A 25,346-nucleotide genomic window follows, 5' to 3' on the forward strand; every position below is an offset into this window, starting at 1 on the left:
GTCCCCAAATACATAAGCGATAATAATTTGCCTCTGTATTGAAATTGCCGCTAGTTTACATGGGTTTCAAACAAAAAAAAGCCGAGCTTAGGTATAAGTCAGCTCGGCTGGGTATATCAAATATCTTGGCTAGTAAAAAGAACGTTTCTCACCCACCATAAGTTTCAAACATGCTGCGGGAGTATATTTATCTCCATAAACACTTTGATAATGTTCAAGCCTATTAACCACATATTCTATGCCTAAACTATGCATATATCGGAATGGTCCACCTAAAAAAGGAGGGAAGCCAATCCCAAAGATTGCACCAATATCGCCATCTCTTGCATTACGAATGACCCCTTCATCTAAACACATGGCAGCTTCATTCAACATAAGTAACACACAACGCTCAGAAATTTGCTCTTGGCTTTGTTTTATTGCTGGTGTGATGCCTAACAAATCATACAAAGATTTATCAACTTTCTTACCTGTACTTTTCCCTGAATAATCATAAAAACCTCTGCCGTTCTTCTTACCTTTTCGGCCATCAGTTAATATTTTATTAAAGTCAGGATTTGATGCAAATCTATCACCAAATTGAGCTTCTAAAATCGGCCCTATTTTTGTACCAACATCTATTCCAACTTCATCAAGTAACTTAATAGGTCCCACTGGGAACCCGAATTTAACTAAAGATTTGTCGATATGTTCAATGGGCTCACCACTTAGCAGAACTTCCGCAGCTTCATTCATGTAGGGTGCTAAAATACGATTCACATAGAACCCTGCACCATCTTTTACAACAATGGGAGTTTTACCTTGTTTTTTAGCTAACTCAACAGTAGTCGAGATTGTTTTGTCTGAGGTTTTATCGTGAGCAATCACTTCAGCGAGAGGCATTTTATCTACAGGAGAAAAATAGTGTAAACCAATTACATTCTCCGGTCTTTTAGCTTTGGCCGCAATCTGCCCAATTGGAATGGAGGATGTATTAGAGGCAAATATAGTACTCTCTGAGCAGTTTTCTTCTACATCAGCGACCATTTGTTGCTTAATTTCTAGATCTTCAAAAACGGCTTCGATCACCACATCAGTTTCATTAAATCCAGTATAATCAACACTTCCAGTGAGTAATGCCAATTGTTTTTGCATTTCTGACTTTTTAATAAATCGACGTTTAAACTTCTTATTTAAAATGTCGTAGCTGTACTTAATGGCGTTAGCAATCCCTTCGGTACGGATATCTTTAATTCTAACAGCTATACCAGCTTTACTGGCAGTAACAAAGGCAATCCCTCCTCCCATCAAGCCGCCACCTAACACCCCTACTCTATTCACAACCTCAGGCTTAACACCTTCAATGCCAGACTCTTTCTTCATGTCTGTAGTGGCAAAGAATAAACTTCTCAAAGAAGCAGATTCGGGGCTCATTACTAATTGACCAAAATGCGATGCCTCTACTTCAAGGCCCTTCTTCATCCCTTTACTTAACCCAGTCTCAATACAATCGATGATCAGTGCTGGAGAAGGGTAATTACCTTGGGTTTTAGAAGCCGTTTGTTTACGAGCTTGTTTAAACATAATGTTACGACCAACATTAGTTTTTTCTAAAAACTTACCCATTACATCCAGTTTAGGACCTTTACGTTTAGGCTTAGGTTTTTTAGCCATTTCGATGGCAACATCAAGTAATATAGACTTTGGAACCATGTCATCGACTATGCCATATTTAAGAGCTTGTTTAGCTCGAGCAGAGCTCCCCGTAAGCATCATTTTCATGGCTTGTTGTACGCTGATTAATCTCGGTAATCGCTGTGTTCCACCACTTCCTGGAAGGAGGCCTAATTGCACTTCGGGTAAGCCAAGTTGCGTTTTCGCATCATCACTACACACTCGATAATGGCAGGCTAATGCCAATTCTAAACCGCCTCCTAATGCAGGCCCATGAATAGCAGCGACAAAAGTAGCTGGCATAGCTTCAATACGGTCAAACATTTGTTGACCGCCTTTAGCAATACTTGTGGCATCTTCCGCATTTTCACAAGCGGCCAACATACTGATATCCGCTCCGGCTACAAATGAGTTATCTTTACCACTAACTAACACAACACCTTTAATGCTGCTATCCGCATTAATTTGAGATAGTACATCTTCTATTTGCTGTGAAAACTCGACTTTCAGAGTGTTCATGCTTTCGCCTGGAACATCCATTGTCAATATAGCTACACCATCATCACGAACATCAAGGGAGAAGGCACTTTTCATTTCTTTGGTATCATTACTTATAGTCATGTTATTCACCCTATTCAGTTTCTACGATCATAGCAGCGGCTAAACCACCAGCAGCACAAGCCGTTAGTAATCCTGCACCACCTCCTCTTCTATTAAGCTCATTTAGCATTTGTGTAATCATTCGCGTGCCAGTTGCAGCAAACGGGTGGCCGTAAGCCAGAGAGCTTCCCATTACATTAAATTTGTCCATATCAATCTCACCTGTGGCTTTACTTCTGCCTAGCTTTTCTTGGGCAAATTTATCGCTGGCAAACATTTTAATGTTCGCTAATGTTTGCGCTGCAAAAGCCTCATGCATTTCAATTAAGGTTAAATCATTAAGTGTCATACCTGCTTTTTCAAGAGCCATAGGTGTTGCGTACGAAGGACCCATTAACATATCTTCCCATACGTCAATCGCTGCCCAAGCATAGCTCTTTATATATCCTAAAGGTTTATAACCGAGCTCCTTTGCACGGCTTTCAGTCATCATCAAAATAGCTGAAGCACCATCAGTCAAGGGGGTAGCATTAGCAGCTGTGACTGTTCCGTGCTTTCTATCGAATACGGGCCTCAACTTGGCGTAGCCTTCAAGTTTTGAGTCAAACCGTACATTGTTATCTTTCTCTAAAGCCCCTTTAAAGGGTTCTGCATATGCTGTCATAACTTCATTAGCTAACTTGCCTTCTTCCCAACTTTGAGCAGCAAGACTATGTGACCTGTGAGCTAGAGCATCTTGATTTTGTCTACTTATACCGTGGCTTTTCGCCATTTGCTCAGCAGTTTGTCCCATGGATAAACCTGTAGAATATTCAGCAACCGCTGGGGGCACGGGTAATAGGTCTTTCAGACCAAGCTTTTTCAATACATTCCACTTTTGCGGAAGCGTTTTAGTTTTTTGAAGATCTGTTAATGCTCGGGCTAATTTTTTCGACACACCAATTGGCGATACAGAAGTAGAGTCAGCACCACCTGCAACGCCAACATTGATATTCCCCGCCATCATCGACTCAGCAATACTAACGGTAGATTGAAAACTAGTGGCACAGGCTCTAGATACGCTGTAGGCATCGGTTTGCACATTCATACCAGTGCCTAAAACAATTTCACGAGCAATATTTGGTGCCTCTGGCATCTGCACCACTTGGCCGTAAACTAGTTGTTGAATCAGGTTAGGATCAACATTGTTACGGACCAGCATTTCGTTAACAACCATCTTGCCTAAATCAACAGCTGGCACACCATGAAAGTATGTTGCCATTTTAGCAAAAGGGGTTCGTAAGCCTGCGACTATGGCTATTCTATCGCCATCTCTTGTTTTCACTATTTGGTTAGTTGTCATCTATGGATCCTTTTAAATAAATTAGCACAAGTGGTCAGACCTGTAATAAACGAATTGTACAGAGTAACTATAGTGACTGCAAGCTAGGTGCATTGATGCCCTATGGCTATTATTATTTATGAATAATAATAGCCATATAAAACCACTAAATACGAAAAGAAAATGAGAGATTAAATAAAAGTTTATTTTTGACCCTTTGTAACATTGTATTTCAGCTATGGAACCCTATATAGATTGCATTGTCAGTAACCTGTGGCAAAAATCACAAATCATTAGCTTTTGTGCAAATTTCAATCATCAAAAGCATTAAATTCCCCATAAGAAGGAAGAGTTAACAATATGACTGCTGAAAAATTTATACAGTTACGTACTTACTTAGACAGCCAAGTTGTTGGCCAGCAAACGCTAACTCAGAACATATTATTGGCCTTGTTAGCTGATGGGCATTTATTAGTTGAAGGGCCACCAGGGCTCGCTAAAACTAGAGCAGTAAATGCATTAGCAAAAGGGGTTGAAGGTGATTTTCATCGAGTTCAATTTACACCAGATCTATTACCCGCAGATTTAACAGGAACCGACATTTACAGACCTGAAACGGGCAATTTTGTTTTCCAAAAAGGTCCATTATTCCACAATCTTGTACTTGCGGATGAAATTAACCGTGCGCCAGCTAAAGTACAGTCAGCTCTATTAGAAGCAATGGCTGAAAGACAAATTACAGTAGGAAACAAAACCTATACATTGCCTGAGCTATTTTTAGTAATGGCAACCCAAAACCCTATTGAGCAAGAGGGAACTTATCCCTTACCTGAAGCGCAACTTGACCGCTTCATGATGCATTTAGAAATTGATTATCCTGGTGCTGCAACCGAATTAGAAATTTTGCGTTTAACCCGTAAAGAAGCCATGCACGTAACGCCTGTTACGCCACCAAATTTGACTCAAGGCGATATTTTTGAAGCAAGACAGGATCTGCTTAACATTCATTTAGATGAATCCCTTGAACAATATTTAGTGCAGCTTATTGTGGCCACAAGACAACCTGAAAAATACCATGCAGATCTTGCTAATTGGCTAGAATTTGGCGCAAGTCCGCGAGCGACAATCGCTTTGGATAAATGTGCCCGCGCTCACGCTTGGCTAATGGGCCGGGATTTTGTTGGACCAGATAACATTCAGGCGGTATTTCATAATGTGTTGCGCCACAGAATAATTTTGAGTTATGAAGCCGAAGCCGAAGGCGTAAGTAGAAACCAAGTGCTAGACAAAATACTGCAACTTGTCACTGTTCCTTAAGCAAACTGTTAGTTGAAGGAAGCGCTATGCAAAACAATTCTCAATGGTTAGCACAGGTTCACAGTGATGGAGTAAGTCTTGGTATTAAAGAACTTTTACACTATCAAAGTAAAACCAGTTTATTGAACCTTACTCCGCGAAAAGCTGTTCAAGCTAAGTTATCTGGTGGCTATATTGCCAAAACCAAAGGCCGAGGTATGGAATTTGATGAAGCTCGCCATTATCAGCCAGGTGATGATATTCGGGCCATTGACTGGCGGGTAACCGCTCGTACCGGGAAAACTCATACTAAGCTATATCGAGAGGAAAAAGAACGTCCCGTTTTTGTTCTCACAGATATGTCCAGCAATATGCAGTTTGGAACCCAGCTACTTTTCAAATCCATTCAAGCAGCACATTTAAGCGCTTTAATAGCTTGGTCAGCAAGAAAACGCGGAGACCGTATTGGTGGCTTAGTTTTCAACCAGTATCAACATTTGGAATGCAAACCATTTACGCGGCAAAAAGCAGTGTTATCTTTGTTAAATAGCATGATAAAAATACAGAAAACCGCAGAAGATACTGGCGATACACAAGTTACATTATCCGATGCATTAGCCAGATTACGGCGCTTGGCTCACCCGGGAAGCCTAATTTTTATTATTAGTGATTTTAGCCAACTAAATGAGTTAGCTAAACAGCATATTTCTCAGTTAAGTAAACATAATGAAGTGATCGCCTATCCTTTAAGTGATCCATTTGAACATCAATTACCCAATGTAAAAGTTAGCCAGCGCGTTACCCTAAGTGATGGAACTAACCGACAACAAATAAATTTAGGAGAAAAGCGTACTGAGCAAGCCTATATCAATCAGCATCAGGCACACTTTGAAAAAATTGAACAGACTTTGAAACAATGCAAAGCAAAGGTTCACCCCATTGATGCCGGTTTACCCTTAGAAGTCCAACTGGATCGATTTTCTGGGAGAAAGAAAAAATGAATCCGCTGGATAATTTAAAAGATATACATGCCCCTTCAGCAATCGAAGTATGGCCGCCTGCATACGGATGGTGGATACTCGCTATGTTGATACTGGCAGTTATCGTATTTACATCGATATGGGCAATGAATTTTTACAAAATAAGAGCTGCGAAACGTCAAGCTTTACAAGAGCTAGCATTGATCGATAACCAACATAAAGAGGGTTTAGCACAACTAAACCAGCTACTTAAACGAGCGGCAATCCGTTACTTTACGAGTATAAATGTACACCAAATGCATGGTGACGATTGGGTGAAATTTTTAATTACCAGTTTTAATAAAAAACAAAACAAAGAATTTATAGATAACATTACCAGCTTACAGCAATCTTTATATCAACAAGCCTCTACTGATAATTTTGATAGTTATAAAAAGCACACCTCTGATTGGTTACGTTCTGCATTGCCTCCGAAAAAGGCTGTGCTAAAGCAACTGGAGCAAGAACATGCTTGAGTTTGAATGGTTATGGGCTTTCTATTTATTACCGCTTCCGCTACTTGCACTTTTATTGCCAAGTAAAAAACAAGGTCAAGAAGCGGCACTCAAAGTGCCACGTTTAACCGCAGGAATTGAAGCGAAAACTCATACAAAAGGGATTAAAAAGTGGCGATTATTTTTTGCAAGTCTGGCGTGGATAGCTTTGGTTACAGCTTCTGCTAAGCCACAGTGGTTAGGTGAACCAATCAGCATTCCTGCAGAAGGACGAGACTTAATGATTGCCGTAGATTTATCAGGCAGTATGAAAATTGACGATATGGAAGTTAATGGAAGGCAAGTCGACAGATTAAAAATGATTAAGTATGTGTTAGGCGATTTTATTGGACGTCGTGTGGGCGATAGACTCGGATTAATACTGTTTGCAGACACGGCCTACTTACAAGCTCCCCTTACCTATGATAGAGAAACAGTTGAACAGTTACTCGATGAGTCCCTTATTGGATTAGTAGGTGAACAAACTGCTATTGGAGACGCAATTGGTTTAGCAATAAAACGCTTTGAAACCAAAAAAGAATCAAACAAAGTATTAGTTTTATTAACTGATGGCCAAAATACCGCCGGGAATATTACCCCAGAGCAAGCCAACGAGTTGGCGATAAATAACGGAGTCACAATTTACACCATAGGTGTAGGCGCCGACAAAATGTTAGTACAGAGCTTTTTTGGCAAACGCCAAGTCAACCCTTCTCAAGATTTAGATGAAGATATGCTAACTAACATAGCTACATCAACAGGAGGGCGTTACTTTAGAGCGAGAGATGCAGAATCTCTACGACAGATATACGCCACCTTAGATAAGCTAGAGCCTATAGCACGAGAAAGTCGTCAGATGCGTCCTCTGCAAGCATTATTCTATTACCCTCTAGGTCTGGCACTTTTATTAACTTTATTAATGGCGTTATTTCCTTTAGCTAAACAATATGTATTCCCGAGGGCTAAACAATGACAGACTTCCTAACCCTCTTAAATGATTTTCATTTTATCAGGCCTTATTGGCTATGGGCTATCATACCGCTAATTATCGTAGTGGGCCTGTTACGCCACCTTCATAGGCAACAATCAGGTTGGCAAAGTGTTTTAGCAAGCCATTTATATCAACATTTGATAACGACAGATGGCGTTAAGAAATCCCGCCCTCCTCTTTTATTGCTAGGGGTTTGCTGGGTAATTGCTGCTTTGGCATTAGCTGGCCCCACTTGGGAAAGGCTGCCTCAGCCTGTCTATCAGCTCAACACAGGTAAGGTTGTGCTAATTGATATGTCTTTGTCTATGCGAGCCACAGACATTACTCCAAATAGATTAACCCGAGCAAAATACAAAGCGATTGATTTAGTTAATACCATTACTGAAGGTGAAACTGGCTTAGTGGCCTATGCAGGAGATGCTTTTACAATTAGCCCCCTAAGTAGTGACGCCCAAAACCTAACTACACTTATTCCAAGTTTAACACCAGAAATTATGCCCATTGCTGGTAGTGAACCAGTGTTAGGTATCGAAGCCGCTATTGAATTGCTAAACAGTGCAGGATATCAACAGGGTGAAATTTTTTGGATCACCGATGGAGTATCAAATCAACAAATGAAAGAGGTAAGCGAAGTCGTTAACAGTTCGTCATTTAGGTTATCCATATTAGCTGTTGGTACAGAAGAAGGTGCACCAATTAAACTCGTTGATGGAGAATTACTAAAAGACAACCGTGGGGCAATTGTCATTCCTAAGCTTACTACTGCCAATTTAAAATCATTAGCGAGGAGTGCTGGGGGCAGGTATGTGTCAATGCAAAGTAACGACAACGATATTGATTATTTGATGGAGCAAGATGAAATTGACAGCAGCTCTTCAAAAGAAGATCAAGAACAACAAGATAACTTTGGTGATAAATGGCAAGAAATGGGCCCATACTTATTATTACTACTATTGCCCTTTGCAGCTTACAGTTTTAGAAGAGGTCTTATCAGCGTTGTTTTACTGACCTGCTTACTACCTGCATATACCCCAAGTGCCCAAGCTAATTGGTGGCAAGACATGTGGCAGACCAAGGATCAACAAGCTTTAAAAGCCTTTAACCAAAATAGCTTTGAAGAAGCGGCAAGTACTTTTGAAGATCCATTATGGCGTGGTACATCCCAGTATAAGAGTCAAGACTATCAAGGTGCATTAGCGTCTTTTTCAGAAGTATCGCCGGCAGATAGTACATATCCAGAAGCTATGTATAACGCAGGCAACGCGTTAGCACAATTAGGGGAGCTGGACCAAGCAATTGCCGCTTACGATAAGGTATTAGCATCGCAACCAGATCATGAAGATGCGGCGGCAAATAAAGCCTTAATTGAGAAGTTAAAAGAACAGCAGGAGCAGTCTGATGATCAGTCCGAGCAGCAAGATGGCGATAACACTGATGATCAACAGCAATCTGACCAGCAAGACTCCGAAGGTCAAGAAAGTCAAAATTCAGATCAGCAAGAACAAGAGCAAAATACGGATCAACAAGAGTCAGATCAAAGTGAACAACAGAACTCTGAGCAATCTGAAAGTGATTCAGAGCCATCACAAGATGCTGAAGATTCAGAGCAACAAGATCAAAATGCTCAACAGCAAGAAGACAATGAAGAACAACAACAGCAAGCCGAAGAACAGCAAGCGCAGATGGCAGAGGCAACTGAAGAAGAGCTTACAGACGAGCAAAGAGAGCAAATGCAACGTATGCAAAGCTTATTGAATAAGATACCAGACGACCCAGCATTTTTATTAAAACGTAAAATGTTAATTGAGTCACAGCAAAGAAAAAGAGAACGGTTACCGGCTAACATACAGAGGAATTGGTAGTAGTGATAAAGTCAAAAATCATCCAAATTATAATCGGCTTGTGCTTATATACTTTTTGCCAGTTAAGCTTTGCACAAAGTATTGAAGTCAAGGCTTCTGTTGATAAAAACCCCGTCATGGTTGATGAGTCATTTATATTAAGTGTTATTGCTAATGGCGACATAGATACGAATGCATTTGATTCCTCATTTTTAATGAAAGACTTTGTTGTTGGCCGCACTTCGGTCAGTTCTCAAACTAAGATGATTAATTTCAAAACCACCCAAAGCACAACTTGGTCAACAGTTTTGATACCGAGAAAACAAGGCCTTTTTACTATTCCTTCTTTCGATTTGAACGGTAATAAAACCGAATCATTTGATCTAGTTGTCATACCAGAATCGACCACTAAAACAACAAATGGAAGAGACCTGTTTATTACTACTGAAGTCGACCTTGATACAGCCTACTTGCAACAACAAATTCAATATACGGTTAAATTGCATCTTGGTAGGGATTTACAAAGAGGCACTTTATCTAGCCCTACTTTAGAAAATGCTGACATACGTCAAATAGGTAAAGATAAAGAATATAATGAGATAGTAGAAAACAGAAGGTATCGTATTATCGAGCGAACTTTCGCTATTATCCCCCAAAAAAGTGGTACCTTTACTATTAATGGCCCTCTATTTGAAGGAGAGTTAATTGACAACAGTCAACAAAATTTTGGATTTTTTAACCGTAGTAAAATTGTCAACCGAGTGGGCCCAGAACAAACCATAGAAATACAACCTATCCCAAGTGGTTATTCAGAAAACTGGCTACCCAGCGAATATGTGCAAATAAACGAGGAATGGCAAAACACTAAGAACGAATTTATCGCGGGTGAGCCCGTAACTCGAACCATAACCTTAACTGCCATAGGTGTGGTTGAAGAGCAACTACCTGAGATAGCAAGTCACTACCCAAGCTCAGTAAAAACCTATCCAGATAAGGCAGAAACGGCCACCCTAGAAAAAGACAATACTTTAATAGCACAACGCAAAGAAAGTATCGCATTAATTCCAAATGAAGTAGGAGAATTACTGCTCCCTGAAGTTAAAGTTCCTTGGTTTAATACAGTGACTGAGAAAACTGAATATGCAACGTTACCTGCCAAAACCATACAGGTGCAGCCAGCAATTCTGCAGCCAGTATCTGATACACCTGCACCTACAAACCTAGCTCCTTCTGAGAAAACAGGTCCTGAAATAGAAACCTCTAAGGCAACAGTAAACGTTCCAGCTCAAATATACACAAGTTATTGGCAATGGTTATGTCTAGGATTAGCTATTTTATGGGGAGTAACTGTATTGGCTTGGTGGTATCATTCTAAAATTCTGTCTCGAAACTCTATTTCTAGCTCTCCCTCACAATCGGTCCCCAGAACTAGCGAGAGTGAACAATCCAGCTGGCGAGCATTAGAAAAAGCCTTAGATAAAAATGATGCCTTAGCCACCCAACAATACTTAGAGAAATGGCTAAGGAATATCACAAAAGATAGAAGCGCTTCTTTATCACTTTGCGTTTCTAAGTTAAACAATCCTGAACTCGTACACCTAGTTAATGAGCTATTAGCTTCAAGATATTCTCAAAATCGAAAAAATTGGAGCGCTAACGACTTGCATAGTGTTTTACGTAAACTTCGTAAAGACCAAAAAGGTATGAAGCACGCGCAATTGAATACGGATTTAACGCCTTTATATCCAAATACTTAAGCTGATGTGTACAGATTTGCTAGAATGAAAATTCATTGGGGTGCTTATCCCTCAAAACAAAGGCGAAAAATTAATGTTTTCTCGAAAGGAAAATAAACAAGCCTCGGTCTCTAATGACATGGCAAATAAACAAAAACGCTATGAAGTGCTCGTACTGGCATTACATACCGATATTTACCGTTATGCGTATTGGCTTGTAAAAGACAAAGCAGTTGCGGAAGACATAGTACAGGAAACCTTTCTTCGAGCTTGGAAGTCTTTAGATTCGTTAAAAGACGAAAAAGCAGCGAAGTCGTGGTTAATTACAATATTACGTAGAGAAAATGCTAGGCGCTTTGAACGTAAACAATTTGATTTAGTTGATATTGATGATGTTTCTGTCATTGACGATCAACTAACTAACGAAGTCGTTATTGAACATAAAGAGTTACGAGAAATCATGGCATCACTTAGTGATGAATATAGAGAACCTTTAATGCTACAAATAATGTTTGGTTATAGCGGTGACGAAATAGCTAAACAACTTGAGCTTAATAAAAACACTGTTATGACACGGTTATTTAGAGCGCGCAATCAGGTAAAAGAAGCGCTAGAAAAAAGTAATATAGATATGGGGCGTAAAAATGGATGATTTAGAATTTCGTCGCACTCTTTATGGAGACCCTAATAGTCAAGATATTGAGCTAAAAGAGGCAATGTTAGCTGATCCTAAAAAGCAGGAGTTTTGCAAAGAGCTCAAGCAACTCGACCAAAAAATGGCACAAGCTTTTGATGTTGATGTACCTGCTGATTTAGTTCATAAACTGCTACTCAAGCAAACTATGGACACACATGCTAAGTCTAAAAAGCGCAGTATTTTTCAGTTTGCTATGGTGGCATCTGTCGCATTTGTTATGGGCATTACTTTTACACTTTGGCAGTCGTCAAGCCTAATTAACATTTCTGAGAATGCCATTGCCCACGTTCGAGCAGAAGGTAATCATGCTTTGGGTGCCCATGAAAATATTACCTTGGACCAAGTAAATGCAAAATTAGCTAGTTTTGGTGGCCAGTTAACAGAAAGCGTAGGTCAAATTTATTATGCAAATTTCTGTGATTTTGATGAAGTAAGAAGCCTGCACATGGTCATGCAAGTGGGCGGTGAAAAAGTCACCGTTTTTGTTGTTCCCAATGAAAGTAATTTTGATAGTCACAGTGTGTCTAAAGACCAGAATTACTCGGGCGAAGCAATGGAGTTTAACCGTGCAAGTGTCATTGTTGTCAGTGATACTGGGTCTGATGTTACTAAAACAAAGCAAACTCTGAGTAAAAAGTTTAAATTTTCTGCTTAAGTCTGAATTTTAAACCTAGGTTACTGCTATGAGTCAGGTAACTCTTTTACAACAAAGATTACCTGACTTTCTATATATTTAATTCAAATTATAGCCAATACCTAACGTTAGGCTACGTACCTCAAAACCATTGTAATGTGCTCTATTCCACCATCATCATAAGCTTCGCCTACTTTCTGAAAACCAAGCAGTTGATAAAATCTAAGAGCATTAGTTTGTGCGGATAGACTGATTTTCGCATCTGTGCCTATTTGCTCTATATCTTTCAAAATTGTTTGTAAAATAGTTTGCCCACGACCTGTTCCTCGGGCTTCTTTTTTTAATACAACCCTTTCAATTTTAAAATGCCCAGCTTCTATTTCTCTGCACCTAGCATAACCAATAATCTCATTATGTTGATTTGTATCTATGTAATGAATCGATATTTGGTCTAAATCGTCTAAATCTAAATAAATACTATTTTGTTCAACAATAAAAACATCTTGTCGTAATTTACAAATGGCATATAGATCATTGGTGTCAAGTTCTTTAAAGGTCTTTCTTTTCATATAAACTCTTGATGTGGCTAGAATATCTATCATTCAGTTGTTAGCATAAATAAACATCATAATGATAAGCTCAACAAGAGCAATTTATAATTCAGGAATAGCTAATGGAACCCCTTGCGTTTGTATCTCTAGGTCTATATTTTGTTGTCATGCTAGGGATAGGTTTATATTCATTTAAGCAGTCTAGCACTGATGTTGAGGGCTATATGTTAGGTGGTAGAAACTTAAGTCCTAAGGTTACTGCTTTATCTGCAGGAGCATCTGACATGAGTGGGTGGATGCTAATGGGGTTACCAGGGGCTATGTATGTTTCAGGTTTATCTAGTGCTTGGATTGCTGTCGGCTTAGTTATTGGTGCATATCTAAACTATTTATGGGTAGCTCCAAGATTAAGGGTATATACAGAATACGCTAAAAATGCAATTACCATCCCTGATTACTTTGAAAACCGCTTTAATGATACCAGTAAAAGCTTGCGATTAATTTCGTCTATCGTAATCGTTATATTTTTTACCTTGTATACTTCATCAGGAGTTGTAGCTGGCGGTAAGTTATTTGAAAGCTCATTTGGTTTGGATTACGAATTGGGACTATATATAACAGCAGGCGTAGTAGTGGCTTACACCATTCTCGGTGGTTTTGCCGCCGTAAGTATCACTGACTTTGTACAAGGGTGTATTATGTTTGTCTCCCTAGTATTGGTGCCTGTTGTGGTTGTTTTCGAATTAGGCGGAATAACAGAAGCCGTGTCCCAGTTAGAATCTTTGCCCGCAAACTATATGGCTGCTTTTCATGATGCGTCCACCGGAAAAGCCGTATCACTAATAGGCATAATTTCTTTATTATCGTGGGGGTTAGGGTACTTTGGCCAGCCACATATAATAGTACGCTTTATGGCTATACGTTCAGTCAAAGACGTTAAAGTAGCCCGTAGAATTGGTATTAGCTGGATGGTAGTGTCAATAATAGGAGCATTAGCCACAGGCTTAATGGGTCTAGCTTACGTCACAGCAAATAATGGGACATTAGCTGATCCTGAAACAGTGTTTATTTATCTATCACAATTATTGTTTAATCCATTAATTGGAGGATTTCTATTAGGCGCAATATTAGCCGCTATTATGAGCACCATATCTTCACAGTTACTAGTGACATCGAGCTCATTAACTGGGGATTTTTACCAAACCTTTTTTAGACGTCACGCAAGTCAAAAAGAGTTAATAATTGCTGGAAGAGCCTCAGTAGCTCTAGTTGCAATGGTTTCAGTATACTTGGCCTACGACCGAGATAGCAGTATTTTAACCTTAGTGAGTAATGCATGGGCTGGATTTGGAGCTGCTTTTGGTCCTATCATTTTAATTAGCTTATTCTGGAAAGGCATGACTCGACTATCAGCCATCTTAGGTATGTTATTAGGAGCGATAACGGTATTACTTTGGATTTACCTCCCTGTGACCATTTATGGACAAAGTTTAAGTAGCTGGATGTATGAGATAGTCCCCGGCTTCTTGGTTTGTAGTGTCACTATTATTTTAGTGAGCTTATTACAGAAACAAACCGATACAGAACTACTAGCGACATTTGATGAGGTAGAAAAAGTGTTGCAACAAGCTTAATATGTGTAAAATTTTAAACCTTGAATCATGGCTAACAGAGGAATAATTGGTGAATTTTTATGTTGCACGTCAACCAATATTAACCCAGTCTAAAGACTTGTATGCATATGAATTATTGTTTAGAGACAGTTTAGATAATGTTTTTCCCAATATTAATGATAACGAAGCAACGGCAAAACTTATCGAAGGGTTAGAGTTCAACTTAGGGCTAAGCAACCTTACAGAAGGTTCACTGGCCTTTATTAATTTTACCCACGAGTCATTGATAAAAGGTTACCCTTTATTATTGCCGAAAGAGCTTATTGTTGTTGAGGTTTTAGAAACAGCTAAACCAGGTAAGAAACTGCTCGCAGCTTGTATTGAGTTGAAAGAAAAAGGTTACACCATTGCCTTAGATGATTATGAACATAAGCCAGTATGGTTACATTTTTTTCCCTACGTAGATATTATAAAGATCGACTATTCACTTACATCGCCTGTTCAATTTGAGCAAATAGTTAAGATAGTAAAAGACTATCCACAAATTAGACTGTTAGCAGAAAAAATAGAAACCTACGAAGAATACCTACACGCAATAGAGATAGGATGCGTATATTTCCAAGGGTATTTTTTTAGCAAGCCTAAAATTGTAAAAACAGTGGCATTTAATCCTACACAGTTATCTGTTGTAAACCTTATGTCTGAATCAAATAAAAGTGACCCAAGTATTAGTGTTATCACTTCTATATTCGAAGGTGACGCTAACTTATCTTATAAACTACTTCGCTATGCACAATCCCCAATATTTAAACGCAGTATTACAATTGAAAGCATCAAACAAGCTGTAGTGGTGCTAGGAATGCAAGAGCTTAAACGGTTTATTTCATTGCTATTTAGTGCTCAATTTTCTCAAGAAAAGCCTAGAGAGTTAACAGTGATGGCTCTTGTAAGAGCAAGGTTCTGTGAATTGATGGTTATCAAAAGCTTACCTCAAGGCTCGGAATCATCAGCATTTTTAATGGGGCTGCTGTCTTTATTAGATGCCATGGTTGATGGAGATTTACAGGAATTAATTGATAAGTTGCCACTATCTAAAGATCTCAAAGATGCAATCGTTTATCGTACTGGAACCTATGCAAATTTTTTAAAGCTATGTGAATTATATGAAAAAGCTGAATGGCAAAGTATTCAACAATTTTGCTCAGAAGTAGAAATTGATTACAATGCATCTGCTGTAATGTTCCAAGAATCTATAAAGTGGTCATCAGAAAGAATGGACGCCCTACACTCTTGATAAGTCAAAAATTTAAAAAAGCACAGAACACTATTATTTTTAATAATAAATACAATTTTACTTTTTTTTTTGTTATGGTTCTAACTATAGAATTAATTAATATAAACCCTCAAACTTTAGCGTGAGAAATCTATGTCAACCTCGATACCTACTGTGACACATTTAAAACAACTTGAAGCGGAAAGTATTCATATATTCCGTGAAGTAGCCGCTGAATTCGATAATCCAGTGATGCTATATTCTGTCGGAAAGGATTCATCAGTATTGTTGCATTTAGCGAGAAAAGCTTTTGCTCCTGGTAAAATACCTTTTCCTTTATTACATGTAGACACCACCTGGAAGTTCCATGAAATGATCGCATTTCGTGATGAAATGGCCGAGAAACATGACTTGAATCTCTTGGTACATATCAACCCAGATGGTTTAAAAATGAATGTGGGCCCATTTACTCATGGTAGTGCAAAGCATACTGATATCATGAAGACCGCGGGCCTGAAACAAGCTTTAGATCATTATAAGTTTGATGCCGCATTTGGTGGCGCAAGACGAGATGAAGAAAAGTCTCGAGCTAAAGAGCGGGTTTATTCATTCCGCGATGCTAATCATAGATGGGATCCTAAAAATCAACGCCCTGAGTTATGGAATGTATATAACTCTCAGGTAAATAAAGGTGAAAGCATACGTGTATTCCCCATGTCGAACTGGACTGAGTTAGATATCTGGCAATACATATACATGGAGAACATTGAAATTCCATCACTTTACTTGGCAAAACCTCGCCCTGTTGTTGAAAGAGATGGTGTGTTGATTATGGTCGATGATGATCGTATGCCGTTAGAGGAAGACGAAACGCCAGAAATGAAATCGGTGCGCTTCAGAACCTTGGGTTGTTACCCTCTTACAGGTGCGGTTGAATCAACGGCAGCTACTTTACCTGAAGTAATCCAAGAGATGCTTTTAACTAAAACATCTGAAAGACAAGGCCGGGTTATTGATCATGATTCGTCTGGCTCAATGGAGAAGAAAAAGATGGAAGGGTATTTCTAATGGAGACCAACATTGTTTGGCATCAGCATGATGTTGACAAGGCTCGGCGGGCGACAGCAAAAGGTCAAAAGCCTTGTGTTTTATGGCTAACGGGATTAAGTGGTTCAGGTAAATCTACCATAGCCAACTTATTAGAGAAAAAATTAGCAGAACATAACAAACATACCTATTTGCTAGATGGAGACAATGTTCGTCATGGTTTATGTGGCGACCTAACCTTTAGTGATAAAGACAGGGTTGAGAATGTTCGTCGTGTCGGTGAAGTCGCAAAATTATTTGTTGATGCAGGTATCATAGTATTAACCGCCTTTATTTCACCTTTTAAAAGTGAACGGGAATTTTGTCGTAATTTACTTGAAGAACATGAATTTATAGAAGTATTTATCGATACCCCTATAGAAGAATGCGAAAAACGAGATCCTAAAGGGCTATATCAAAAAGCTAGACAAGGTGAAATCAAAGATTTTACAGGAATTGATTCCCCCTATGAAGCGCCAGAGTCACCTGAAATAACCTTGACCTACACTGGCCAAAGTGCTGCAGAATCTGCAGAGCAACTTTTTGATTTACTTACAGAAAAAGGAATTATTGACTGATGTTAGATGAAAAGCTTATTCAAAATATAATTGAGATCACCCACAAAGCGGGCGATAAAATTATGGAAATATATGAAAGAGATTTTGCCATTTACGAAAAGTCAGATGAAAGCCCATTAACGGAGGCAGATCTTGCTGCCCACAATTGTATTGTGGATGGTTTAACATCCGTTTCTGAGCTCCCTATTTTATCTGAAGAGTCTGCAAATATACCTTGGGATGAACGCAAACAATGGTCTAATTATTGGCTAGTTGACCCTTTGGATGGTACTAAAGAGTTTATCAAGAAAAATGGTGAGTTCACCGTTAATATAGCTCTGATAAAAGATGGCGTTCCTGTATTTGGAGTTGTATACGCACCCGTGCTAGAACAGACCTACGTAGGAGTTGCAGGTAAAGGAGCCTACAAAATCACTTCTGGTGTACAAGCTCCAATTACTCCTAGTGTTAGAGCCACTGGTGAAACTTGGAAAATTGTAGGTAGTCGTTCTCATCAAAGTCCAGAAATCAAAGCATTGCTTGACTCTTTAGATGGTGAGACTGAGCTAGTTGCAATGGGCAGCTCATTAAAGCTTTGCTTAGTTGCCGAAGGTGCTGCGCATTTATATCCTCGCTTAGGCCCAACTTCTGAGTGGGATACTGGTGCTGCACAAGCTGTAGTTGAAGCTGCAGGTGGTAAAGTCACAATTATTGAAGACTCAGCCGATGCCTTAAAAGCTGATGCAGCCCCTCTTAAGTACAATCAAAAAGATTCCGTTTTAAACCCTTATTTCTTAGTGAGTTGCTAATTATGAATAGCGAAAATACTTTATTACAATCAGATATCTTGGGATATCTTGAACAACACGAAAAGAAAGACATGCTACGCTTTTTGACCTGCGGTAGTGTTGACGATGGTAAGAGCACCTTAATTGGTCGTTTACTGCATGACTCAAAAATGATCTTTGAAGACCAATTAGCCGCCATAACCAAAGACAGTAAAAAAGTTGGTACAACTGGCGAAAAGGTTGATTTAGCGCTTTTAGTTGATGGATTGCAGTCAGAGCGTGAGCAAGGTATCACTATAGATGTTGCCTATCGTTATTTCTCTACAGATAAACGTAAATTCATCATTGCAGATACCCCAGGACATGAACAATACACACGGAACATGGTTACGGGCGCATCAACTTGTGATGTAGCTATAATATTAATTGATGCCCGTGGTGGTGTAAAAACTCAAACCCGTCGTCACTCGTTTTTAGCATCTCTACTTGGTATCAAGCATGTCATCGTTGCTGTCAATAAAATGGATCTAAAAGATTACAGTGAAACTGTGTATGAAGACATCAAGAAAGATTATCTGATATTTGCTGAAGAGTTGGATATACCTGATATTCAGTTTATTCCATTATCTGCATTAGATGGCGATAACGTAGTAAACCCAAGTGAAAATACACCTTGGTATGAGGGTGAAACCTTGATGACCATGCTGGAAAATATTGAAATTAATGATGACATTAATGCAGATGACTTCCGTTTCCCTGTACAATACGTGAACCGTCCAAATTTAAACTTCCGTGGGTTTGCAGGTACAGTTGTATCAGGCCAGATAAAACCAGGGGATGAAATAACAGCTCTTCCTTCTGGTAAAACATCAAAAGTTAAAGCACTTGTTAATTTTGAAGGTGAACAAGAAGTCGCTTATGCACCGCTTACAACCACGATTACCCTTGAAGATGAAATAGACATTTCACGTGGCGACATGATTGTAAAAAGCGATAATCTGCCATTGCACAGTAATACCTACCGCACCAATTTAGTATGGATGGACGAAGAGCCAATGATGCCTAATAAGCAATATGGCTTTAAGTTTGCGACTAAATTCGTACCGGGTAGTGTGACTAATGTTGAATATCAAATTGACGTCAACTCTATGGAACATAAGGATACCGTTAGGCTTGCTTTAAACGAAATTGCGGTAGGAACTATAAAACTTACACAACCTGTTGCGTGTGACCCATATACCCGCAATCGAGCCACCGGCGCATTTATCATTATTGATAGACTAACCAATGGTACTGTAGGCGCAGGTATGATTATAGATGCGGCAGAAGAAGCTAATGAAAGTCAATTTTCTGAGTTTGAATTAGAATTTAACCAACTAGTCAGAAAGCACTTTCCGCACTGGAATTCTACTGATATCAGTAAACTCTAAACAAGCAAGATAAGACAATATGGATATTAACCAGTATCTGGTATTAGCTATTTTTGCCGGTACTATATTGGCGCTCGTTACCACTAACGCGCGCCCATCCCTTATCTTTGCGGCATCGTTATTGGCTCTTATTGCTAGTCAGCAACTAGTAATAAGAGATGTAATTCATAACCTTACTAACCAAGGTTTAATTACTTTAATACTGCTGTTGCTAGTCAGTTCAGCTGTAGATAAAACCTCCCTCATAAAGCGACTTGGTCGAACATTAGTAACAGCTAGCTTCAACGGCAGTTTTTGGCGATTATTTGGCTTAACTTTCACTTCATCAGCACTACTTAATAATACTGCTATTGTGGCAAGTTTGATTGGCCCAGTTAAACAAAATCAATATCATCATGCGTCACGTTTACTTATCCCCCTATCCTATTCAGCCATTTTAGGAGGGACCGTTACTCTCATAGGTACGTCAACAAACCTAATAGTAGATAGTTTTTTGATAGAGCACGGTCACCCCGGTTTTGCATTTTGGGACTTTACTGTATACGGTTTGGTTGCAGGGTTGAGTTGTGGTTTATTAATGTTTCTTCTAACACCATTTTTACCAGAAATTAGTAATAAAAACTCCAAGTACAATAGCTACTCTATAGAAGCTGATGTTAATACAGATTCAGAATTAGTAGGAAAAACAGTTGAAGAAAACCATTTAAGAAATTTGCCAGAACTTTTTTTGATTGAAGTTGTACGAAATGGAAAACTCATATCTCCAGTCAATCCCGACTTAGTCATTGATGCAGGTGACAAATTAATATTTTCTGGAAATATACAAAAAGTTGATAACTTAAGTCATATAAAAGGTTTAAAACTTTTTGCTGAATCCGATGGCTTATTGAGAGACAACCTTACCGAAGTCATTATTTCTAATCGAGCTCAAATCATTGGGCAAACCATTAAAGCTCTTGGATTTAGAGCGCTGTTTGATGCAGCAGTAGTGGCAATTAGGCGAGATGGAGAAACACTGTCAGGAAAGCTTGGGGAAATTAAGCTTCAAGCTGGAGATTTTTTACTGTTGGCAACAGGCCCTGATTTTATGCAAAGGCATAATTTAACTAAAAACTTCTTTATTCTGTCTGAAAAAAAGGTCCCAACAAAACTAACAAAGCGTCAGGAATGGGTCACCTTAGGTGGTTTTTTAATTACGGTTGCTCTAGCAGCAACTTCTGTTTTGAACTTGGCGACAGGTCTACTATTTTTCATATCAACCTTAGTTGTTGGCCGTGTCACATCAAGCAATGAAATAAAGCGTAATATTCCGTTAAATCTAATAGTCGTTATCATAGGAGCCCTAAGTCTTGCTACCGCATTGGAAAAATCAGGTGTCATAACTACTTTAATGGATTTAGTGGGTCCTTGGGCATTATCAGTGAGTCCTGTATGGGCATTAGTGGGCGTTTATTTACTAACTCTAATCCTAACTGAATTGGTGACTAATAATGCTGCTGCAGCGCTTATGTTCCCTTTAGCCTATGGATTAGTTGAAGCCTTAGGGGTACCACTGATGCCTTTTGCTTTAGCCGTTGCCTTTGCCGCTAGCGCTAGCTTTATTTCTCCCTACGGATATCAAACAAACCTATTAGTGTTTAGTGCTAGTAACTATAAATTTAAGCACTTTATTAAATTTGGGCTGCCAATATCAGCCTGTTATTCGACAATTGTTCTCGTGTTATTAAGTTATAACTATCATTTAAGTTAGATTGATATTAGAGTTTGAATTCGAATAAATGATCTACTTTTTTAAACAATGATTGCTGTGAGCGCTTCATGTATCAACTAATATACATTAGTGAAAAAACTCAAAATTTTGAACTTGAAGACATACCACGTATTCTTTACAGTGCTAGGCTAAACAACGACTTGCTCAATGTAACTGGAATTTTACTGGACTTATCTGAACACTTCATTCAAGTCCTTGAAGGCAATCAAAAGGACGTAGAGTCTACTTTCACAAAGATTAGTGGTGATTCAAGGCATTGTAATATTAGGTGCATATATAAACAGCCTACTATTAACCAAGAATTTGGTAACTGGTCAATGGGGTTTTCTCCTGATTTAAATCAAGATGTGCTACAAGACGCAATCCACATAGCAAATATGTTTGCGCAAAAACAACACCTAACCGACATACAAATAGACAGTCTGCGGCTCCTGTTAAAAAGTCTAAATCCAGAACCTGAGATACTCTAACAACTTAAATTGCTGTTTTAGTAGAGCCTAAAACAGCATTATTAATGTCCGCCATTTCATCTTGAGTCAGATCTCGCCATTGCCCAGGCTTTAACCCTGCTAATCTTACCGACATAATGCGACTACGTTTAAGTTTTGTCACTTCATACCCTAGATACTCGCACATACGACGAATTTGACGGTTTAATCCCTGAGTTAATATTATTCTGAATACCATTTTACTTTGCATCGTAACCTTACAAGGTTTAGTCACAGTATTTAGAATGGGTACACCTTGAGACATTTTATCTATAAAACTATCAGTAAGGGGGCGATTTACAGTTACCACGTACTCTTTGTCATGGGCATTTTCGGCCCTTAGGATTTTGTTTACTATATCCCCATCACTGGTCAAAAAAATAAGTCCCTCAGACGGTTTATCTAAGCGTCCAACTGGAAAGATCCTCTCTTTATGGCCAATAGCATCAATAATGTTATCTTTTACGTGGCGCTCAGTAGTACATGTCACTCCAACAGGTTTATTATATGCAATATAAATACGATCTGTTTTATCACTAGCACTGGCACTAATAGTGTTACCGTCAACAGTAACTTTGTCTCCCTCGGCAACTTTAGTCCCAAGCTCTGGTATTGCTCCGTTTATTCTTACTCGCCTTTGTTCGATTAACTTATCTGCTTCTCTGCGTGAGCAATGTCCCGAGTCGCTAATAAATTTATTTAGTCTGATTAGAGTACTCATTAAGATACAAACACTCTTTCAACTCGCTCAAGCAATGGCTTATCTGTTTCACTTAATTCCCCACCCTTAATCCAATCTAACAATAGGGTATTTAATTCCAAGCTATTTCCTGACTGAAGTTTATGGGCCATTAATTCCATTTGCACCTGTTTCCGTTTATTTTGTTCGGAAAGCGGCGAAGGCTTATCAGCGATCACCTCCATTTTCAAAGTGATTTCATCCCGATTAGTTAGAGCTGGCGCTTTAGTAAACCCTGATTGCCAATGTTTTCGAAGATCAGTAACGTCAGGTCTATTGGCTCCTTGCTCCCAATGGCGTAACGTCTCAAATAACTGAATATACTCTTTAGATTTTTCATTTTTAGATAGCTCAGATAATTGTCGCTTTTGTTGCTCAAATACACAATTAATCTCATGCTCTAACTCTTTACGGGTATTGTTTGGTATGGATTTAAGCAAGTCTTGAACTGCAGGAGTATCTTGTAAAGCTTGCTTTAATTCACTTTTGTTTTTGGCCTTATTTAGGTTTGACTTAAGCGTATTTACTTTTAGCTTTATTTCTTCAATTTGTTGTTTAACTTCAAGCTTATGCTGTTGATTTAATTCAGCTCTTTTAGCAAATAGGTTATCGTTAGCCTGTCTAAATGCCTGCCATAAATCAGCCTCAGCTTTTCTTCCAGCATGTTCTATGCTTTTCCATCTTTGTTGTAAGCTTTTAGCTTCTTCAATAGCTTCTGAAATGGGTTCAAGTTTAATCAACAACCTAGCTTGGTCCAACAATCTTTGCTTTTGCAAAGCATTATCGTTATAAAACTTATTGATCTTTTGTTTAAGGGGTTCGACTAGTGCCTGAAATTCCTCATTGAGTTCATTTCGTAATTTGAAGTCAACTCCTCCACTACTTCTCCACTTTTGTTGAAGTAGCCTTAATTGTTTAGCCAGCTCCATAATAGGAATGTCAGCATTAGACAACAGTTGGATTGCTTCGAGTAGTTGCGTTTTGAATTGTAAATTTGACGCTCGTAATTTCTGTTGCTGTTCATAATGCTCTCTGCATGGGGCAAAAGCTGCTTCAATCGCAACATCAAAGGCATTATTGAGAACTTGGTCTGATTCTGTACCTGTTTTACCTAAACTATTCCATTGGCTTCGTAACACTTTTATCGCTTTAGACTGAGCTTCAATAGGTAATGGTTTAGCAATTAAACTTTCTGCTTCGTCTAATAAAGCGGGTTTACGTGGCGCAGAGATATAATCTTGCCAGTCCTTTAAGTTTTCAATTTGTTGCTGGACGTTAGAAAAAGCCTTTTGTAATTGTGCTTGCTGCTTTTCATTTAGATTATCAAACCAAACGTGTACTTTCTGATATAGTCCCATGGCAGCTTTAAATTTACCTTGATGTACTAAACTATCCACAGCTTTAAGTTTATTTCTACAGCGGTTAAGCTCAGCATTAAGCTCTTTTCTATGTTCGGAAACTGCTTTTTTCCATACTTTGGTTTGCTTATTCCAACGTTCGTATAGCTCTTGAGGTAGAAAATTAGCGCACTGGCCAATAACGGAACGCCAATTTTTGTTTAAATCATCGAGAAAAGCTTGAGCCCCATCAAGGTCATTTGGGCCGCTAGGCAATGGTTGAGCTTCTAGTTTCTCTACTAAGTGCTGGGCTGCAAGCACCGCCTCCTGTAAGCCAGAGAAATTAGCCAAAGTATGAACACTTTGATTCACTTTATTGTTGAGCTGCTCAAGGCATTGATGCTGTTTTATTTCGGAAACAGGAACGTCTCCAATAAGTTGAATGAGCTCTTTACCAAGTTGTATTAGCTTAAATTTAAAGCCATCCACTTCTTCTGTGGTCAACTCGGCTATTCTAGAATCTAATTGTGTGTGAACCTCACCTAAATAACCTTCTATATTTTGACTAACGGTATCGATTGAGTTATCCCGTACTAACTTAACCTGCTGAGCAATCCAAACTGGCTTTAAAAGCTCAATATTTCGGTTTACCTTGCTGCTAATGTCTAGATACTTTTGTTGTATTTCAGTACGCCTAACCTCGTCTAAATAGTTAAAGCTTTCGCTTAATTTATGATATTCGAAATCAAGATCTGTCCGCAGTTTTTCTATGTATTCTAAATCTTGGTGGTCTTTTAATGTTAATAACCTAGAGAGCAACATCTTCATCTGCTGTTCTAGTTCCAGGGGAATTTTCTCAACTTTAAACCATAAAGATAGTAATTCTTCAGCTTTGTTTTGCGCCGCTACTGGAGGTGACCTTTTTATAAACTTATTAAGTAACTTACGATTGCTAGGGGCATCCTTTAGAGAATCTAAAATAGTAAGCTGTAATGCCTCGTTAAAGGTAGTAACAAGAATTTTATCTCTAAACAAAGGCTTATCAATTTTTCTGAGTATTCTCATAGATAACTCAGCATCTTTCTGTACCCATGCTTGAGCAAGTAACTTTTCTAGCAAGCTATTGTCTTTTAATTCCAATATAAATTTACGTCTTTCACTACTCGTTAAAGTAGTATCTGACTCCGACAATAAAACGCTTTCTACTAATTTTACAGATTTACGCTTCACTAGTTCATCTTTAGCTATTTCAGACATTTTGTACCATAAAACAAAACTATCTAGCTTATATAATGCAGCTAAACTGACTTTTGAATCTGCATCGTTAAATGCTAATTCATGTAAAACAGATTTTTGTTCCGATACTTGATTATCAAGAGTTTCAATAGCTTTAATTCTTACTTGTGGGTCTGGGCTCAAATATTTAGCCCG

Annotated in this window: 21 protein-coding genes; 16 read left to right on the forward strand and 5 right to left on the reverse strand. The window is 38.7% G+C overall.

Features of this window, described 5'->3' with window-relative positions; genetic code table 11:
- Positions 1 to 129: 129 nt before the first annotated feature.
- Complete coding sequence (gene fadJ / locus ABJE44_RS03650; protein ID WP_348110031.1) at positions 130 to 2,274, reverse strand: fatty acid oxidation complex subunit alpha FadJ; 2,145 nt, start codon at positions 2,272 to 2,274, stop codon at positions 130 to 132.
- A gap of 10 nt (positions 2,275 to 2,284) precedes the next feature.
- Complete coding sequence (gene fadI, locus ABJE44_RS03655) at positions 2,285 to 3,595, reverse strand: acetyl-CoA C-acyltransferase FadI (RefSeq protein WP_348110032.1); 1,311 nt, start codon at positions 3,593 to 3,595, stop codon at positions 2,285 to 2,287.
- A gap of 339 nt (positions 3,596 to 3,934) precedes the next feature.
- On the opposite strand from fadI, the gene ABJE44_RS03660 reads away from it, so the two are divergent.
- From ABJE44_RS03660 to ABJE44_RS03695, 8 genes are all read left to right on the forward strand, one after another.
- Positions 3,935 to 4,891, forward strand: coding sequence for a MoxR family ATPase (locus ABJE44_RS03660; protein WP_348110033.1), 957 nt, complete (start codon positions 3,935 to 3,937; stop codon positions 4,889 to 4,891).
- A gap of 26 nt (positions 4,892 to 4,917) precedes the next feature.
- A complete protein-coding gene (locus ABJE44_RS03665; RefSeq protein ID WP_348110034.1) occupies positions 4,918 to 5,871 on the forward strand; it encodes a DUF58 domain-containing protein in 954 nt (317 codons plus the stop codon).
- A complete protein-coding gene (locus ABJE44_RS03670; protein ID WP_348110035.1) occupies positions 5,868 to 6,365 on the forward strand; it encodes a DUF4381 domain-containing protein in 498 nt (165 codons plus the stop codon). The genes ABJE44_RS03665 and ABJE44_RS03670 overlap by 4 nt, the downstream gene beginning before the upstream one ends.
- The gene (locus ABJE44_RS03675) at positions 6,358 to 7,356 is read left to right on the forward strand and encodes a VWA domain-containing protein (protein ID WP_348110036.1); all 999 of its coding nucleotides are present in this window, start codon (positions 6,358 to 6,360) and stop codon (positions 7,354 to 7,356) included. The genes ABJE44_RS03670 and ABJE44_RS03675 overlap by 8 nt, the downstream gene beginning before the upstream one ends.
- Entirely contained in the window at positions 7,353 to 9,236 is a 1,884-nt protein-coding gene (locus ABJE44_RS03680) for a VWA domain-containing protein (RefSeq protein WP_348110037.1), read from the forward strand. The genes ABJE44_RS03675 and ABJE44_RS03680 overlap by 4 nt, the downstream gene beginning before the upstream one ends.
- Before the next feature lie 2 nt (positions 9,237 to 9,238).
- A complete protein-coding gene (locus ABJE44_RS03685; protein WP_348110038.1) occupies positions 9,239 to 10,972 on the forward strand; it encodes a BatD family protein in 1,734 nt (577 codons plus the stop codon).
- 73 nt (positions 10,973 to 11,045) lie between these two features.
- Complete coding sequence (locus tag ABJE44_RS03690; protein WP_133469414.1) at positions 11,046 to 11,603, forward strand: sigma-70 family RNA polymerase sigma factor; 558 nt, start codon at positions 11,046 to 11,048, stop codon at positions 11,601 to 11,603.
- On the forward strand, positions 11,596 to 12,303 hold the full coding sequence (locus ABJE44_RS03695) for a DUF3379 family protein (RefSeq protein ID WP_348110039.1): 708 nt from the start codon (positions 11,596 to 11,598) through the stop codon (positions 12,301 to 12,303). Before ABJE44_RS03690 ends, ABJE44_RS03695 begins: the two co-directional genes overlap by 8 nt.
- A gap of 107 nt (positions 12,304 to 12,410) precedes the next feature.
- Here ABJE44_RS03695 and ABJE44_RS03700 read toward each other — a convergent pair whose 3' ends face one another.
- A complete protein-coding gene (locus ABJE44_RS03700; protein ID WP_348110040.1) occupies positions 12,411 to 12,851 on the reverse strand; it encodes a GNAT family N-acetyltransferase in 441 nt (146 codons plus the stop codon).
- A gap of 104 nt (positions 12,852 to 12,955) precedes the next feature.
- On the opposite strand from ABJE44_RS03700, the gene putP reads away from it, so the two are divergent.
- The 8 genes from putP to ABJE44_RS03740 all read left to right on the forward strand — a co-directional run bounded on the left by putP (position 12,956) and on the right by ABJE44_RS03740 (position 21,821).
- Positions 12,956 to 14,467 carry a sodium/proline symporter PutP gene (putP, locus tag ABJE44_RS03705; protein ID WP_348110041.1) on the forward strand — a complete coding sequence of 504 codons (1,512 nt, stop codon included), beginning with the start codon at positions 12,956 to 12,958 and terminating at the stop codon, positions 14,465 to 14,467.
- Between the two features lie 49 nt (positions 14,468 to 14,516).
- On the forward strand, positions 14,517 to 15,740 hold the full coding sequence (locus tag ABJE44_RS03710) for an HDOD domain-containing protein (RefSeq protein WP_348110042.1): 1,224 nt from the start codon (positions 14,517 to 14,519) through the stop codon (positions 15,738 to 15,740).
- A 132-nt stretch (positions 15,741 to 15,872) separates the two neighbouring features.
- Entirely contained in the window at positions 15,873 to 16,787 is a 915-nt protein-coding gene (gene cysD / locus ABJE44_RS03715; RefSeq protein WP_348110043.1) for a sulfate adenylyltransferase subunit CysD, read from the forward strand.
- A complete protein-coding gene (gene cysC / locus ABJE44_RS03720) occupies positions 16,787 to 17,383 on the forward strand; it encodes an adenylyl-sulfate kinase (RefSeq protein WP_348110044.1) in 597 nt (198 codons plus the stop codon). The genes cysD and cysC overlap by 1 nt, the downstream gene beginning before the upstream one ends.
- Positions 17,383 to 18,171: a 3'(2'),5'-bisphosphate nucleotidase CysQ gene (gene cysQ / locus ABJE44_RS03725; RefSeq protein ID WP_348110045.1), complete on the forward strand. Its 789-nt coding sequence runs from the start codon at positions 17,383 to 17,385 to the stop codon at positions 18,169 to 18,171. The genes cysC and cysQ overlap by 1 nt, the downstream gene beginning before the upstream one ends.
- Positions 18,172 to 18,173: 2 nt before the next feature.
- Positions 18,174 to 19,580: a sulfate adenylyltransferase subunit CysN gene (gene cysN / locus ABJE44_RS03730; RefSeq protein ID WP_348110046.1), complete on the forward strand. Its 1,407-nt coding sequence runs from the start codon at positions 18,174 to 18,176 to the stop codon at positions 19,578 to 19,580.
- A gap of 19 nt (positions 19,581 to 19,599) precedes the next feature.
- Positions 19,600 to 21,330 carry an SLC13 family permease gene (locus tag ABJE44_RS03735; protein WP_348110047.1) on the forward strand — a complete coding sequence of 577 codons (1,731 nt, stop codon included), beginning with the start codon at positions 19,600 to 19,602 and terminating at the stop codon, positions 21,328 to 21,330.
- Between the two features lie 68 nt (positions 21,331 to 21,398).
- Positions 21,399 to 21,821 (forward strand): BLUF domain-containing protein, encoded by a 423-nt coding sequence (locus ABJE44_RS03740; RefSeq protein WP_348110048.1) that lies wholly within the window; start codon positions 21,399 to 21,401, stop codon positions 21,819 to 21,821.
- 4 nt (positions 21,822 to 21,825) lie between these two features.
- Here ABJE44_RS03740 and rluF read toward each other — a convergent pair whose 3' ends face one another.
- Together rluF and ABJE44_RS03750 are read right to left on the reverse strand one after the other, a co-directional pair.
- Positions 21,826 to 22,560 (reverse strand): 23S rRNA pseudouridine(2604) synthase RluF, encoded by a 735-nt coding sequence (rluF, locus tag ABJE44_RS03745; RefSeq protein ID WP_348110049.1) that lies wholly within the window; start codon positions 22,558 to 22,560, stop codon positions 21,826 to 21,828.
- On the reverse strand, positions 22,560 to 25,334 hold the full coding sequence (locus ABJE44_RS03750; protein WP_348110050.1) for a DUF349 domain-containing protein: 2,775 nt from the start codon (positions 25,332 to 25,334) through the stop codon (positions 22,560 to 22,562). The genes rluF and ABJE44_RS03750 overlap by 1 nt, the downstream gene beginning before the upstream one ends.
- Positions 25,335 to 25,346: the final 12 nt, after the last annotated feature.

It is taken from the genome of Paraglaciecola sp. (genome assembly GCF_039942875.1).
In the GTDB taxonomy this organism is placed as follows: Bacteria; Pseudomonadota; Gammaproteobacteria; order Enterobacterales; family Alteromonadaceae; genus Paraglaciecola.